The sequence below is a fragment of the Pseudomonas sp. S2_A05 genome (assembly GCF_054668485.1).
Genome location: NZ_CP162775.1, coordinates 4855651 through 4870000, shown reverse-complemented (window position 1 = coordinate 4870000; position 14350 = coordinate 4855651). Strand labels below are relative to the sequence as shown.

14 protein-coding genes and 1 pseudogene (1 of these 15 cut by a window edge) are annotated in these 14350 nt (G+C 59.9%); 11 read left to right on the top strand and 4 right to left on the bottom strand.

From position 1 onward, the window contains the following. Positions 1 to 872, bottom strand: the 5' portion of a protein-coding gene (locus tag AB4O12_RS22245) for an acyl-CoA dehydrogenase (RefSeq protein WP_024015035.1). 310 nt of this gene lie to the left of the window's left edge; only the first 872 of its 1182 coding nucleotides appear in the window; it begins with the start codon at positions 870 to 872; its stop codon lies beyond the left edge, outside the window. Between the two features lie 157 nt (positions 873 to 1029). Between AB4O12_RS22245 and AB4O12_RS22240 the strand changes: the two genes are divergently transcribed. The 10 genes and pseudogenes from AB4O12_RS22240 (at position 1030) to AB4O12_RS22195 (ending at position 10883) form a co-directional block, all read left to right on the top strand. Further along, a complete protein-coding gene (locus AB4O12_RS22240) occupies positions 1030 to 1929 on the top strand; it encodes a LysR family transcriptional regulator (RefSeq protein ID WP_041476445.1) in 900 nt (299 codons plus the stop codon). A gap of 434 nt (positions 1930 to 2363) precedes the next feature. After that, positions 2364 to 3485 carry a Re/Si-specific NAD(P)(+) transhydrogenase subunit alpha gene (locus tag AB4O12_RS22235; RefSeq protein WP_041476446.1) on the top strand — a complete coding sequence of 374 codons (1122 nt, stop codon included), beginning with the start codon at positions 2364 to 2366 and terminating at the stop codon, positions 3483 to 3485. 15 nt (positions 3486 to 3500) lie between these two features. Further along, a complete protein-coding gene (locus AB4O12_RS22230; protein WP_003220416.1) occupies positions 3501 to 3821 on the top strand; it encodes an NAD(P) transhydrogenase subunit alpha part 2 in 321 nt (106 codons plus the stop codon). Then, positions 3821 to 5254, top strand: coding sequence for an NAD(P)(+) transhydrogenase (Re/Si-specific) subunit beta (locus tag AB4O12_RS22225; protein WP_252882954.1), 1434 nt, complete (start codon positions 3821 to 3823; stop codon positions 5252 to 5254). Before AB4O12_RS22230 ends, AB4O12_RS22225 begins: the two co-directional genes overlap by 1 nt. A 214-nt stretch (positions 5255 to 5468) precedes the next feature. After that, a complete protein-coding gene (locus AB4O12_RS22220) occupies positions 5469 to 6962 on the top strand; it encodes an acetyl-CoA hydrolase/transferase family protein (protein ID WP_353188157.1) in 1494 nt (497 codons plus the stop codon). Between the two features lie 321 nt (positions 6963 to 7283). Further along, on the top strand, positions 7284 to 7499 hold the full coding sequence (locus tag AB4O12_RS22215) for a DUF1127 domain-containing protein (RefSeq protein ID WP_007911656.1): 216 nt from the start codon (positions 7284 to 7286) through the stop codon (positions 7497 to 7499). 333 nt (positions 7500 to 7832) lie between these two features. Then, entirely contained in the window at positions 7833 to 8150 is a 318-nt protein-coding gene (locus AB4O12_RS22210; RefSeq protein ID WP_016772298.1) for a DUF2388 domain-containing protein, read from the top strand. Between the two features lie 108 nt (positions 8151 to 8258). Beyond that, positions 8259 to 8576: a DUF2388 domain-containing protein gene (locus AB4O12_RS22205; RefSeq protein ID WP_024015031.1), complete on the top strand. Its 318-nt coding sequence runs from the start codon at positions 8259 to 8261 to the stop codon at positions 8574 to 8576. A gap of 27 nt (positions 8577 to 8603) precedes the next feature. Then, positions 8604 to 8924: a DUF2388 domain-containing protein gene (locus AB4O12_RS22200; protein ID WP_041476450.1), complete on the top strand. Its 321-nt coding sequence runs from the start codon at positions 8604 to 8606 to the stop codon at positions 8922 to 8924. After that, positions 8921 to 10883: pseudogene (locus AB4O12_RS22195) on the top strand (DUF7844 domain-containing protein). Before AB4O12_RS22200 ends, AB4O12_RS22195 begins: the two are co-directional and overlap by 4 nt. Positions 10884 to 10940: 57 nt before the next feature. On the opposite strand, the gene trpA reads toward AB4O12_RS22195, so the two are convergent. Both trpA and trpB read right to left on the bottom strand, forming a co-directional pair. Beyond that, entirely contained in the window at positions 10941 to 11750 is an 810-nt protein-coding gene (trpA, locus tag AB4O12_RS22190) for a tryptophan synthase subunit alpha (protein WP_252868560.1), read from the bottom strand. Continuing rightward, positions 11750 to 12982: a tryptophan synthase subunit beta gene (gene trpB / locus AB4O12_RS22185; protein ID WP_016772302.1), complete on the bottom strand. Its 1233-nt coding sequence runs from the start codon at positions 12980 to 12982 to the stop codon at positions 11750 to 11752. The genes trpA and trpB overlap by 1 nt, the downstream gene beginning before the upstream one ends. 113 nt (positions 12983 to 13095) lie before the next feature. Between trpB and AB4O12_RS22180 the strand changes: the two genes are divergently transcribed. Next, on the top strand, positions 13096 to 14013 hold the full coding sequence (locus tag AB4O12_RS22180; RefSeq protein ID WP_460059741.1) for a LysR family transcriptional regulator: 918 nt from the start codon (positions 13096 to 13098) through the stop codon (positions 14011 to 14013). Here the strand turns inward: AB4O12_RS22180 and AB4O12_RS22175 are convergent. Continuing rightward, positions 13986 to 14312, bottom strand: coding sequence for an ElaB/YgaM/YqjD family protein (locus AB4O12_RS22175; protein WP_039757078.1), 327 nt, complete (start codon positions 14310 to 14312; stop codon positions 13986 to 13988). The genes AB4O12_RS22180 and AB4O12_RS22175 overlap by 28 nt on opposite strands. Positions 14313 to 14350: the final 38 nt, after the last annotated feature.

Genomic DNA, 14350 nt, shown 5'->3' with positions numbered 1-14350 from the left:
TGTACCAGTTGAGTCGCGGCCAACGGTCGACCGAATTGCTGACGATCCAGAGTGTATTGACGCGCGGTGTGCCAGCAGAACTCGGCCGCGCCCAGCGCCCCCCAGGAAATGCCGTAGCGTGCGGAGTTGAGGCAGGTGAACGGACCTTTCAGACCTCGGACGTCCGGGAAGATGTTTTCTTCCGGCACGAACACATTGTCCATGACGATCTCGCCGGTGATGGAAGCGCGCAGGCCGACCTTACCGTGAATCGCCGGAGCGCTCAGACCTTTCCAGCCTTTCTCCAGAACGAAACCACGGATGTCGCCAGCATCGTCCTTGGCCCAGACCACGAATACGTCAGCGATCGGGCTGTTGGTGATCCACATCTTCGCGCCAGTCAGGCTGTAGCCGCCATCGACCTTGCGCGCCCGGCTTATCATCGCGCCCGGATCGGAACCGTGGTTCGGCTCGGTCAGACCGAAGCAACCGATCCATTCGCCGGAAGCCAGTTTCGGCAGGTACTTCTGCTTCTGTGCTTCGGTACCGAATTCGTTGATCGGCACCATCACTAGCGAGGACTGCACGCTCATCATCGAGCGATAGCCGGAGTCGACGCGCTCGACCTCACGGGCAATCAGGCCGTAGCTGACATAGTTCAGACCACTGCCACCGTATTGTTCGGGAATGGTCGCACCGAGCAGGCCGACTTCACCCATCTCGCGGAAGATTGCCGGGTCGGTCTTTTCATGACGGAAAGCTTCGAGCACACGCGGGGCGAGACTCTGTTGAGCGAACTGCGCGGCGGTGTCGCGGATCATCCGCTCTTCTTCGGTGAGCTGTTGATCCAGCAGCAGGGGATCGATCCAGTTGAAGCTAGCTTTACCGCCCATGAGTGTGCCCTCGCAATCGGGTGAATTAACGTGGCATTGATCCTAGGCGCGGTTCGCCGTCGGAGCAAACGAGGATTTCGCATTCTGTTGTGCTAATTTCTCACTCCGTACCGTCGCGAATAGCCTTTTATGCGGCGCATTAGTGAGGTTGACGTACATGCGCAGGAAGATCCCCAGCACCGCCGCCCTGATCAGTTTCGAAGCTGCCGCCCGCCATGAGAGCTTTACCCGTGCTGCTGAAGAACTGTCGCTCACCCAAGGCGCCATTTGCCGACAGATCGCCAGCCTGGAAGACTTCCTCAGCGTGGAACTGTTCCGACGCTCGCGACGTGGAGTGAAACTGACCGAGGCGGGTCTTTCATATAGCCGTCGGGTGGCGACTCAGCTCGATGCAGTGGAGCGCGACACCCTTTCCGTGATGGGCCAGCAGGGCACCAACGTCATCGAGCTCGCAGTCGTCCCGACCTTCGGCACGCAATGGCTGCTGCCACGGCTCAAGGATTTCCAGCTCAAGCACCCGGAAGTGACCGTCAACCTGACCAACCGCACCCGGCCGTTCCTGTTTGCCGACACCGAATTCGATGCCGCGATTTACTTCGGCGACGCCGACTGGTCGGGTACCGAATCCCACAGATTGATGGGCGAGAATCCGATGCCGGTGTGCAGCCCCGCCCTACTCGGCGATCGCAAGCATCTGACAGCGCAAGCCATCGCTGAACTACCGCTGCTGCAGCAAACCACCCGACCTTACGCCTGGCGCCAATGGTTCAACTCGCAGCAACTGAATATCCCTCGCGACATGACAGGTCCACGCTACGAGCTATTCTCCATGCTTGCCCAGGCAGCCATGCACGACATGGGCGTTGCGCTGATTCCGCCGTTTCTGATTCAGCGCGAGCTGACAGAGAAACGTCTGGTGGTTGCCAACTCTCAAGCGCTCTCCAGCATCAAGGCCTATTACCTGATGATTCCGGAGCGAAAGGTCGAATCGGCATCGCTGAAGGCATTTCGTGACTGGCTGGTAAATCAGGCGCAGAGCTACAGCCTAGAAGAATAAAGGCTTTGCGCAATACCTAACCCCGTAGTCAGAAAAACAAAAGCCCTACAGATATAACTATTTGTCGCTTCTGAGCAGACTGTATCCGAAAGTCGTACAGACGTCCCACAAGCTGCCAAACACGTGGCTTTGAGCCTCTAATGGCGACTCATTGCTGCCTATTCACGCCACCGATGCGAATTTTTTTCAAATTCAGCCAGAATCCTTGCAGGGCACGGCCTGCAAGGGGTTCAACTGGCCATCTGCGACATTCGGTCACGGCATGACTTGTAGTTAATTTTCCGTCACCCGTCATAATCCCTTGAAGGGCATAAAGTTCGCCTGCAAAATGCCGCGCCCCGCCCTGATTCGGCGGGATCGTGCTGATCGGCCGCCCCAGTCGCACCATCCGTAGTGCATGGGTTTACTCAATAAGATCACGCAGGAGATTTGACGTGCACATTGGTGTTCCTCTCGAAACCCAGACCGGTGAAACACGGGTTGCTGCAACCCCGGAAACCATCAAGAAGCTGATCAGCCAAGGCCATAAGGTCACTGTGCAAAGCGGCGCTGGCGTCAAAGCCAGTGTCGTCGACAGTGCCTATGAAGCGGCCGGCGCAAGCATTGGCAGCGCCAATGACGCGTTTGGCGCCGAGCTGATTCTCAAAGTGGTCGCGCCAAGCGATGCCGAACTGCCGCTGATCAAGCGCGGCACGGTGCTGGTGGGCATGCTCAACCCGTTCAACAACGAGACCATCGCGAAGATGGCCGAATGCGGCATTACCGCATTCGCCCTCGAAGCGGCGCCGCGCACCTCGCGGGCGCAGAGTCTTGATGTGTTGTCGTCGCAGGCGAATATCGCCGGCTACAAAGCGGTGTTGCTCGCGGCTCACTATTACCCACGCTTCATGCCGATGCTGATGACTGCTGCGGGTACCGTGAAAGCGGCGCGGGTGCTGATTCTTGGCGCGGGCGTGGCCGGTTTGCAGGCGATTGCCACGGCGAAACGCCTGGGTGCGGTGATCGAAGCGTCCGACGTGCGCCCAGCGGTGAAGGAACAGATCGAATCCCTCGGCGCGAAGTTCGTCGACGTGCCTTACGAGACCGATGAAGAGCGCGAATGCGCCGTCGGTGTCGGCGGTTACGCGCGGCCGATGCCGGCGAGCTGGATGCAGCGTCAGGCCCAGGCCGTGCACGAGCGCGCCAAGCAGGCCGATATCGTCATCACCACCGCGCTGATTCCGGGCCGCAAGGCGCCGACGCTGCTCAGCGCCGAGACCGTGGCGCAGATGAAGCCGGGCTCGGTGGTCATCGACCTCGCGGCCGCTCAGGGTGGCAACTGTCCGCTGACCGTCGCCGATCAGGTCGTTGTGGAAAACGGTGTGACGATCGTCGGTCCGACCAACCTCGCCGGTGAAGTCGCCGCCGACGCTTCGGCGCTGTACGCACGCAACCTGCTGGACTTCCTCAAGCTGGTGTTCACCAAGGAAGGCCAGTTCGACGTCAACCTCGAAGACGACATCGTCGCCGCGTGCCTGATGTGCCGCGACGGCCAAGTCATCCGCAAAAACGCCTAAGCAGGGATTCAGACGATGGAAGAGCTTATCTCCCCCGGTATCTACAACCTGATCATCTTCGTGCTGGCGATTTATGTCGGTTACCACGTGGTCTGGAACGTTACACCTGCGCTGCACACGCCGTTGATGGCAGTCACAAACGCCATTTCCGCGATCGTGATCGTCGGCGCCATGCTCGCCGCTGCGCTGACAGTCACGCCTTTGGGCAAGACCATGGGCACGCTGGCTGTGGCACTGGCGGCGGTCAATGTGTTCGGTGGCTTCCTGGTCACTCGCCGCATGCTTGAGATGTTCAAAAAGAAAGCCCCGAAAGCAAAAGAAGAGGCGCCGAAGTAATGAGCATGAATCTCGTGACGACGCTCTACCTGATCGCGTCGATCTGCTTTATCCAGGCCCTCAAAGGCCTGTCCCACCCGACCACCTCGCGGCGCGGCAACCTGTTCGGCATGCTTGGCATGGCGCTGGCCATCATCACAACGGTGGGCCTGATCTATAAGTTGGGCGCTGAACTGGCCACGGCTGGCATCGGTTATGTGATCGTCGGCCTGCTGATCGGCGGCACCGCCGGTTCGATCATGGCCAAGCGCGTTGAAATGACCAAGATGCCGGAACTGGTAGCGTTCATGCACAGCATGATCGGCCTCGCGGCGGTGTTCATTGCCATTGCGGCAGTGGTTGAGCCGCAGTCGTTGGGTATCGTTAAACAGTTGGGCGATGCGATCCCGGCGGGCAACCGTCTGGAGCTGTTCCTCGGTGCGGCAATCGGTGCGATCACTTTCTCCGGTTCGGTGATTGCCTTTGGCAAGCTCTCGGGCAAGTACAAGTTCCGCCTGTTCCAGGGCGCACCGGTACAGTTCAGTGGCCAGCACAAGCTCAATGCGATTCTGGGTCTGGCAACGCTGGTTCTCGGTCTGACTTTCATGTTCACCGGCAACCTTACGGCGTTCGCACTGATGCTGGCGCTGGCGTTCGTGATGGGCGTGCTGATCATCATCCCGATCGGCGGCGCTGACATGCCGGTGGTGGTGTCGATGCTCAACAGCTATTCCGGCTGGGCGGCGGCGGGCATCGGCTTCTCGCTGAACAACTCGATGTTGATCATTGCCGGCTCGCTGGTGGGTTCGAGCGGTGCGATCCTCTCGTACATCATGTGCAAGGCAATGAACCGCTCCTTCTTCAATGTGCTGCTAGGCGGTTTCGGCAACACAGCCGATGCAGGTCCTGTCGGTGCGCAGGAAGCCCGCCCGGTGAAATCCGGCTCGGCTGACGACGCAACCTTCCTGCTGACCAACGCCGACACCGTGATCATCGTCCCGGGTTACGGTCTGGCAGTGGCCCGTGCACAACACGCACTGAAGGAATTGACCGAGAAGCTGACCCATCGCGGCGTAACCGTGAAGTACGCGATTCACCCGGTGGCCGGTCGCATGCCTGGGCACATGAACGTCCTGCTCGCCGAGGCCGAAGTGCCTTACGACCAGGTGTTCGAGATGGAAGACATCAACTCCGAGTTCGGTCAGGCCGACGTGGTGCTGGTGCTCGGCGCGAACGACGTGGTCAACCCGGCCGCGAAGAACGATCCGAAGTCACCGATTGCCGGTATGCCGATTCTCGAAGCGTTCAAGGCCAAGACCATCATCGTCAACAAGCGCTCGATGGCCAGCGGCTACGCCGGCCTGGACAACGAACTGTTCTATCTGGACAAAACCATGATGGTTTTCGGCGATGCGAAGAAAGTCATCGAAGACATGGTCAAAGCGGTCGAGTAATCACCCGTTGCAATAACGAACGCCCCGACTTGTCGGGGCGTTTTTGTTTGCGCCAGACGCTGGACAATTTGCCGCGTTGTTGCAGATCCGGTAACGGTGTTTTACTGCAAACCCGCGAAATAGAGGCCTCGTTTGCGACCTTGGTAGCGGGACAGGCGCCGGCCAAATTCACTAGACTGCGCATCCTGCTACTCGTTGCCCGAGATAATAATCCATGTACCGTGACCGTATTCGCCTGCCTTCGTTGTTGGACAAAGTGATGAGCGCTGCCGACGCTGCCGCTCTGATTGAGGACGGCATGACCGTCGGCATGAGCGGTTTCACCCGCGCCGGCGAAGCCAAAGCCGTTCCCCACGCACTGGCCGAGCGCGCCAAGGTCACGCCGCTGAAGATCAGCCTGATGACTGGCGCCAGCCTGGGCAACGACCTCGACAAGCAACTGACCGAGGCCGGCGTGCTGTCGCGGCGCATGCCGTTTCAGGTCGACAGCACGTTGCGCAAGGCAATCAACGCCGGTGAAGTGATGTTCATTGACCAGCATCTCTCGGAAACGGTCGAGCAGTTGCGCAACCAGCAATTGAAGCTGCCGGACATTGCCGTCATCGAGGCAATCGCCATCACCGAACAAGGCCATATCGTGCCGACCACTTCGGTGGGCAACTCGGCCAGCTTCGCGATCTTCGCCAAACAAGTGATCGTCGAGATCAACCTGGCCCACAACGCCAACCTCGAAGGCCTGCACGACATTTATATCCCGACGTACCGCCCGACGCGCACACCAATCCCGCTGGTGAAAGTCGACGATCGCATCGGCAGCACGGCAATTCCGATTCCGCCGGAGAAGATCGTTGCGATTGTCATCACTCAGCAGTCGGACTCGCCATCCACAGTATCGGTACCGGACGTTGACACCAATGCCATCGCTGAACACCTGATCACTTTTTTCAAGCAGGAAGTCGCGGCCGGGCGCATGACCAACAAGCTTGGCCCACTGCAGGCCGGCATCGGCAACATCGCCAACGCGGTGATGTGCGGCTTGATCGACTCGCCGTTCGAAGACCTGACCATGTACTCGGAAGTGCTCCAGGATTCGACTTTCGACCTGATCGATGCCGGCAAGCTGAGCTTCGCCTCGGGCAGTTCGATCACCCTGTCCGAGCGCCGCAACAGCGACGTGTTCGGCAACCTGGAGAAGTACAAGGACAAACTGATTCTGCGGCCGCAGGAGATCTCCAATCACCCGGAAGTGGTGCGGCGCCTGGGCATCATTGGCATCAACACTGCGCTGGAGTTTGATATCTACGGCAACGTCAACTCTACCCATGTCTGCGGTACGCGGATGATGAACGGCATCGGCGGCTCCGGCGACTTCGCGCGCAATGCGCATCTGGCGGTATTCGTGACCAAATCGATCGCCAAGGGTGGCGCCATCTCCAGCGTGGTGCCGATGGTCAGCCACGTCGACCATACCGAGCATGACGTCGACATCCTGGTGACCGAGGTCGGGCTGGCCGATTTACGCGGCCTCGCGCCAAGGGAGCGTGCGCGAGTGATCATCGACAACTGTGTGCATCCGGACTTCCGCCAGGCACTGAATGACTACTTCAGCGCTGCCTGTGCAATCGGCGGTCACACCCCGCATATTCTGCGCGAAGCCCTGAGCTGGCATATGAACCTGGAAGAAACCGGGCGCATGCTGGCAGTGTGATTCACACAGATACCCACCGAGGCAAACACAGTTTTGCCTCGGTGGATGCCCGCGAGAAGCAGGATCGCAAAAAACTGTACTGCTGTACCGGTCTTTTCCTACCGCAAACTCCTACTCAACCCCCTGATACGAGCCGAAATGCACCAATCAAGTGCAGACAGGTACAGTTTGCCCAATTTCGACCCGTACACCATCCATAAACAGTTAACTGCTCACTCACAATACAAATGAACTGTATCTACAGAGACTATCCAAACGAGAGGATCATGGGCACCAGTCAAACCACTACCTGATCCCGCCACAAGCGGAAGGATGTCAACCATGGAACGTACACTCAGTTCCGAACTGTTCTTCGAAGACAAAGCTGTAAACACCCAGGCTTCCCTGCCTCTGCGCGTTATCGCCAACCTGATGTTGTGGCAGCGCCGCATCTCCAGCCGCCACCAACTGGCCCGTCTGGATTCGCGTCTGCTGGCCGACGCCGGTATCAGCGAAGCACAACGCTACGAAGAGCTGAGCAAGCCGTTCTGGCGCTAAGCAGCGTCGCTGGCTCTGGTCGTCAGACCCACCGCCAGCAACCCGAATTGCACAAGCAAAACCCGTCGTGGGCAACCACGACGGGTTTTGTCGTTTCAGGGCCTTGAATGCTCTAAAACGCATAACTGAATGAGTACAGGTACAATTCACGAAAGCCTCAGATAACACCAGTACAGTTATGCAGAACCTTTGGAGTATCACTGGCCACCACTGGGCGAACCGGATTTGGCAGCCTAATATCCATGCAGAACGTGGCGAACGTTGCGCAACAGGCGTCTGACTCCTCAGATACCGAGCCACCTCTCACTACGGTTTATCCAAAGGAGTTACATCATGACCCGTCTTCGCCTGCTCAGTGCCGCCGCCCTGCTGGCCGTGGCTGCCAACGCCAGTGCTACCAGTTTCATCGTCACCACCGACTCGATCGTCGGCGCGCTGAAAGCCACTTCCGACGCCACTTCCGATGTGACCTCCTCGTTCCGTGACGACAAGATCGTCCTCGCCGCCCGCGACGATGCCGCCAGCTTCGTGGCCAGCGAAGGCGATATCCGTGGTGTGAAACTGGAAAGCGCGCTCGATCACATCCGCCATCAGGCGCCACAACTCAATGCCACCGATGCCCAATTGGCTCAGGCCATTCTGACGCTCTGATCGCTTGCGGTATTGCGGGACACGCCAGCCGTGTCCCGATGTTTCAACGCTGGCTCTGGCCCGGGCATTTGCGCTAGCCTTCAGGCTCGCTAACAGTTGTCGAGTCCCATGCGCTTTCTTCCAAATCTGCTCATCTCTTCTGCCTTGTTCAGCGCCTGCTGGGCGATGTCTGCAAACGCCTTCGATGCTTTCAATGCATCGACCCAAGGCACGGTTGTCAGCGGTTACGCCACCAGCATGGTGTCTTCTGCGCCGTTCGACCGTAAACTGCTGCTCGCCGCCCATGATGACGCGGCCGCCTTCGTCGCCAGTGACGGTGAATGGCGAGGCGCACGGCTGGAATCCGCGCTGCATTACCTGCGCAAAACCCGGCCGAAACTTCATGCCAGCGACCTTGAACTGGCAGAAGCAATTCTCGTCCAATAGTTATCCTTGTCCTTCCGGAGTCGTTCCATGCGTAGCCCGCTGATTGCTGCCGCCCTTGGCCTGTTTGTGTTGGCCGATGTGGCCCAGGCGCACACCCTGGTAGCCACCAGTAACATCATCGTTCGTGCCTCCCAGCGCAGCATCGATTTCACCTCCGATACCACCACGTCGATTCGCGATTCGAAAATCATCCGCGAAGCCCACGACGACGCCGCCAGTTTCGTCGCCAGCAACGGCGACATCCGTGGCGCGCACCTCGAGGCCGCTCTCAACACATTGCGTACACGGGTGCCGGAAGCGCGCGACGCCAGTGACCAGGTACTCGCCGAAGCCATCCTCGCACTGTGAGGTCCGTTGGCGCCTGGCTGCTGGCCGGGGCGTTGTTGCTGCTTGGCAACAGCGCCCACGCCGGCCTGCAATTGCGGCTCAAGACCGAGGGTCTGAGCCCGGCTCAACAACAGGCCAGTCAGGCGCTGATTGATGAGGCCATGGCGAAACTGCCGCCGAGCTTCATCGAGCGGCTGGATCGGCGTATCGATGTCGGCTGGACCGACGACATGCCGGCCAATGCTTACGGGCAGGCGACGCTGGTTGCCGAACTTGATCTGAATCGCAAGCTTCTCGCAGCTCTCACCGATGGCAGCGCGGCGAAAGAGAAAACCAATCGCCCCCACGGCACTGTGCGCCAGGAACTGCTAGCCACAGTGCTGCACGAAATCACGCATATCTACGACCGCGCGCGTTTATGGCCAAGCGCCGAACGCGCGTTGATCCAGCGCTGCACCCGACGTTTCAACAGCTCCGGGCTGATCGGCATTCCCGATGAGTGTCGCGGGCAGAACGGTCGCCGCTTCACCATCAGCGACGACCCGCGCCTGCTTGACCTCGCCGGGTGGCAGCAATACGTCGGCCGCCGTGGCGAGCGTGAACAACATAACCGGCAGATCGCTCGCAGCCCGGACCTCTACGAAATTTCCAGTCCCAAGGAATTTGTCGCGGTCAACATGGAGTACTTCCTCCTCGACCCGAGCTACGCCTGCCGCCGCCCGGCGCTGTATCGCTACTACAAGGAACATTTCGGCTGGGCGCCGCCAGCGCTGGGACACCTGCAGCAAGAGCTTTGCCTTTCTCAATGCGGGCAATGACTTCGCCAAGCAGCCTCTGGGGCAAGTCGATCCGGAGCGCGTCTACGCTGTCGATTACCTGCTGGCCGAGGCCAATCAGAACTGGGTCAGTCGCTGGGGCCACAGCATGCTGCGCCTGGTGATCTGCGCCCCCGGTCGCCCGCGCGGCCCGGATTGCCGCCTCGACCTCGATCAGCACCTGGTGCTGTCCTATCGCGCCTTCGTTGGCGATGTGCAGCTGTCGAGCTGGGATGGACTGGTCGGCAAATACCCGTCGCGGCTGTTCGTGTTGCCGCTGGCACAGGTGATCGACGAATACACCAAGACCGAGCTGCGCAGCCTCGCTTCAGTGCCGCTGAACCTGTCTCGCGAGGAGATCGAGGGCGTGGTCGAACATGCCGCCGAGATGCACTGGAGCTACGACGGCAACTATTTCTTCCTGTCCAACAACTGCGCGGTAGAAGGTTTAAAACTGTTGCGCAGCGGCAGCAACAACAGCCAACTGGTCGGCCTCGACAGCATCATGCCCAACGGCTTGCTGGAAGTGCTCAAGGGCCGTGGTCTGGCCGACACCAGTGTGCTCGACGATCCGAAAGAAGCGCTGCGTCTGGGTTACCGCTTCGACTCGTTCCGCGATCGCTATCAAGCGATGTTCGATGTATTGAAGAAGCAGCTGCCGATCAAGCAGACCACTGTCGAAGACTGGCTGTCACTCAGCGCTGAGCAACGCCGCGAATGGTTCGACCGCGCCGACCTGCGCACCAGCGCGGCGCTGTTGCTGCTGGAGCAAGCCAGTTTCCGCCGGCAGTTGTTGCTGGCCCAGGACGAGGTCAAGCAACGCTACCTCGGCGCCCGCGAGCTGGAAAATGGCGGCATGGACAAAGCCAACGCGACCTTGCAGGAGATCCTCGCCAACAGTGGTTTCCTCAGCCGCCCGGCGGAACTGCTCGACTCCAAAGGTTACGGACTACCGCAGCCGAGCGAGTTTGGCCGACTGGAAGCGGAAAGCAGCCAACGGCAGAAGAAGCTGCTCGCCCTGTCCGGCGACCTCGATACTGAAGTGCGCAAGCTGCTCGAACCCAAGCGCGCCGCCGAGATTGCCGCCAGCGAGGCCAACGTCAAGCAGATTGGCGAGCATCTGCGCAAACTGCACAAGGCTTCGGGCGGACTGCAATTGCCCTGAGCACAAAAAAGGCTTCAGAACGCCTGTTCTGAAGCCTTTTTGTTTTCCCCTGCGGCCTTAGACGCGAGCCTTGCGCACGCCTTGGGACAGCGCCGAACACAGACTCAACACGCCATCGATGGCCTGCTCAGGCGTATCGGCACTGGCGATGTGATCAATCAGCGCCGAGCCCACCACCACACCGTCAGCCAGACGCGCGATGGCCGCAGCCTGCTCCGGTGTACGGATACCGAAGCCAATGCTGATCGGCAGGTCGGTATGCCGACGCAGACGTGCAACCGCCTCTTCCACGTGTTCCAGAGTCGCTGCACCGGCGCCGGTGACACCCGCGACCGACACGTAGTAGACAAAACCGGAACTACCGTTGAGCACACGCGGCAGACGCGCGTCGTCGGTGGTCGGCGTGGTCAGGCGGATGAAATCCAGCCCGGCAGCCTGCGCCGGGTCGCACAGTTCTTCATTGTGCTCTGGTGGCATGTCGACCACGATCAGGCCATCGACGCCGGCATCCTTGGCTTCTGTGATGAAACGCTCGACGCCGAATTTGTGGATCGGGTTGAAGTAACCCATCAACACCAGCGGCGTGTCGCTGTTGCCTTCACGGAATTCGCGAACCATTTGCAGGGTTTTCGCCAGATTCTGTTTGGCGCCCAGTGCGCGGATATTGGCCAACTGGATCGCCGGGCCATCGGCCATCGGATCGGTGAACGGCATGCCCAGTTCGATCACGTCGGCACCTGCGGCAGGCAGGCCTTTGAGGATTGCCAGCGAAGTGTCGTAGTCAGGATCGCCAGCGGTGACAAAGGTCACCAGCGCGGCGCGGTTCTGTTGCTTGAGGTCGGCAAAGCGGGTTTGCAGGCGGCTCATCAGTGTTTCTCCTGCTGCGACTGTTGCATATGGTGCATCACGGTTTGCATGTCCTTGTCGCCACGGCCCGAGAGGTTGACCACCATCAGGTGATCCTTCGGCAGCTTCGGTGCACGTTTGAACACTTCGGCCAGGGCGTGAGCGCTTTCCAGGGCAGGGATGATCCCTTCCAGACGGCAGCATTTGTGGAACGCTTCAAGCGCTTCGTCGTCGGTCACCGAGGTGTACTGGACGCGGCCGATGTCATGCAACCAGGCGTGTTCAGGGCCGATGCCCGGATAGTCGAGGCCAGCGGAAATCGAGTGGGCGTCGATGATCTGCCCATCGTCGTCCTGCAGCAGGAAAGTGCGGTTACCGTGCAGCACGCCCGGCACACCGCCGTTCAGACTGGCCGCGTGCTTGCCGGTTTCGATGCCATAACCGGCGGCTTCGACGCCGATGATCTCCACGCTCTTGTCATCGAGGAACGGGTGGAACAGGCCCATGGCGTTGGAACCGCCACCGATGCATGCCACCAGACTGTCCGGCAGACGACCTTCCTGAGCCTGCAGCTGATCGCGGGTTTCCTTGCCGATGACGGCCTGGAAGTCGCGGACCATTGCTGGATAAGGGTGTGGGCCGGCCACAGTGCCGATCAGATAGAAAGTGTTGTCGACGTTGGTCACCCAGTCACGCAGGGCTTCGTTCATCGCATCCTTCAGGGTGCCGGTGCCAGCCACCACCGGAATGACTTCAGCGCCAAGCAGCTTCATGCGGAAGACGTTGGCCTGCTGACGTTCGATGTCGGTGGTGCCCATGTAGATCACGCAGTCCAGACCGAAACGCGCAGCGACGGTGGCCGTGGCCACGCCGTGCATGCCGGCGCCGGTCTCGGCGATGATGCGCTTCTTGCCCATGCGCCGCGCCAGCAGGATCTGGCCGATGCAGTTGTTGATCTTGTGCGCGCCGGTGTGATTCAGCTCTTCACGCTTGAGGTAGATCTTGGCGCCGCCGCAGAACTCGGTCAGGCGTTCGGCGAAATACAGCGGGCTCGGACGTCCGACGTAATCACGCTGGAAGTAGGCCAATTCTTCTTTGAATGCCGGATCTTCCTTGGCCGCTTCGTATTCGCGGGCCAGGTCGAGGATCAACGGCATCAGGGTTTCCGCTACATAACGGCCACCGAACGCACCGAACAGGCCGTTGGCGTCAGGGCCGTTACGCAGATCAGAGGTGTTCGAAGTCTGGGTCATGGGTCGCTCCAGGTGAATTCGGTCAGAAGACAATGACGACCACTCTACCCCTGACTTTCCAGGCTGAAAACCGATAAGATCGCCGCAACCTGTCAGGAAAACTCACAGATACCATGAGCCACGACCTTCCCCCGCTCAATGCCTTGCGCGCCTTCGAGGCCACCGCCCGTCTGAACAGCGTCAGTCAGGCTGCCGAGCAGCTGCATGTCACTCACGGCGCGGTCAGCCGCCAGCTGAAAGCGCTTGAAGAACATCTCGGCGTGAGTCTGTTCGTGAAGGATGGGCGCGGCTTGAAACTCACAGATGCCGGCGTGCGTCTGCGCGATGCCAGCGCAGAGGCGTTCGATCGCTTGCGCAGTGTTTGTGCGGAATTGACCCAAAGCACTGCCGATGCGCCATTCGTGCTTGGTTGTTCGGGGAGTCTGCTGGCGCGCTGGTTCATTCCGCGCCTGGGGCGGTTGAATGCCGATTTGCCTGATCTGCGACTGCACCTGTCGGCCGGTGAAGGCGATCTCGACCCTCGGCGCCCGGGCCTCGATGCGCTATTGCTGTTCGCCGAGCCACCGTGGCCGGCCGATATGCAGGTCTATGAACTGGCGGCGGAACGCATCGGCCCGGTGATGAGCCCGTTATTCAGCGGTTATCAGAACCTGCACGACGCTCCTGGCGCAGAATTGCTCAAGCAGCCCTTGCTGCACACCACCTCTCGCCCGCAAGCCTGGCCCAGCTGGGCACAGCAAAACCACCTTGATCCCAAGGCGTTGAAGCTCGGGCAAGGTTTTGAGCATTTGTATTATTTGCTGGAGGCGGCTGTTGCAGGTCTCGGCGTGGCAATCGCGCCGGAGCCGCTGGTAACCGAAGATCTGAAGGCAGGACGCCTGGTTGCGCCATGGGGCTTCTGCGAAACCCCGGCGCAACTGGCGTTGTGGCTACCCAAGCGCGCCGCAGACGGACGCGCCCGGCAACTGGCGCAATGGCTCAAGAACGAGCTGCGCCAGACTGATCACTCACCGCGCTTGAACAAAAAGTAGGCGGCGAGCAGACCGATTGCACCGACAGCCACGCCAGCCGTGGTCCATGGGTGTTCCTGCGCATAGTCACGAGTGGCAATGCCGGTCTCGCGGGTTTTCACTTTGACTTCTTCGTAAGCGTCGCTGAGCAGATGACGGGAATGTTTCAGTGCACTTTCGGCATTGCTTTTCAGCGCCTTGAGGGTCTTGCGCGACTCGTCCGAAGCATCGTCTTTCAAGCTTTCCAACGATTTGAGCAGACTCTCGATCTCGGCTTCCATGCTTTGCAACGAGGCTTTACGTAAAGAGGTGTTGGCCATGGTGGCTCTCCTGCATTGGTGATGAGTGGCGTGTGTTG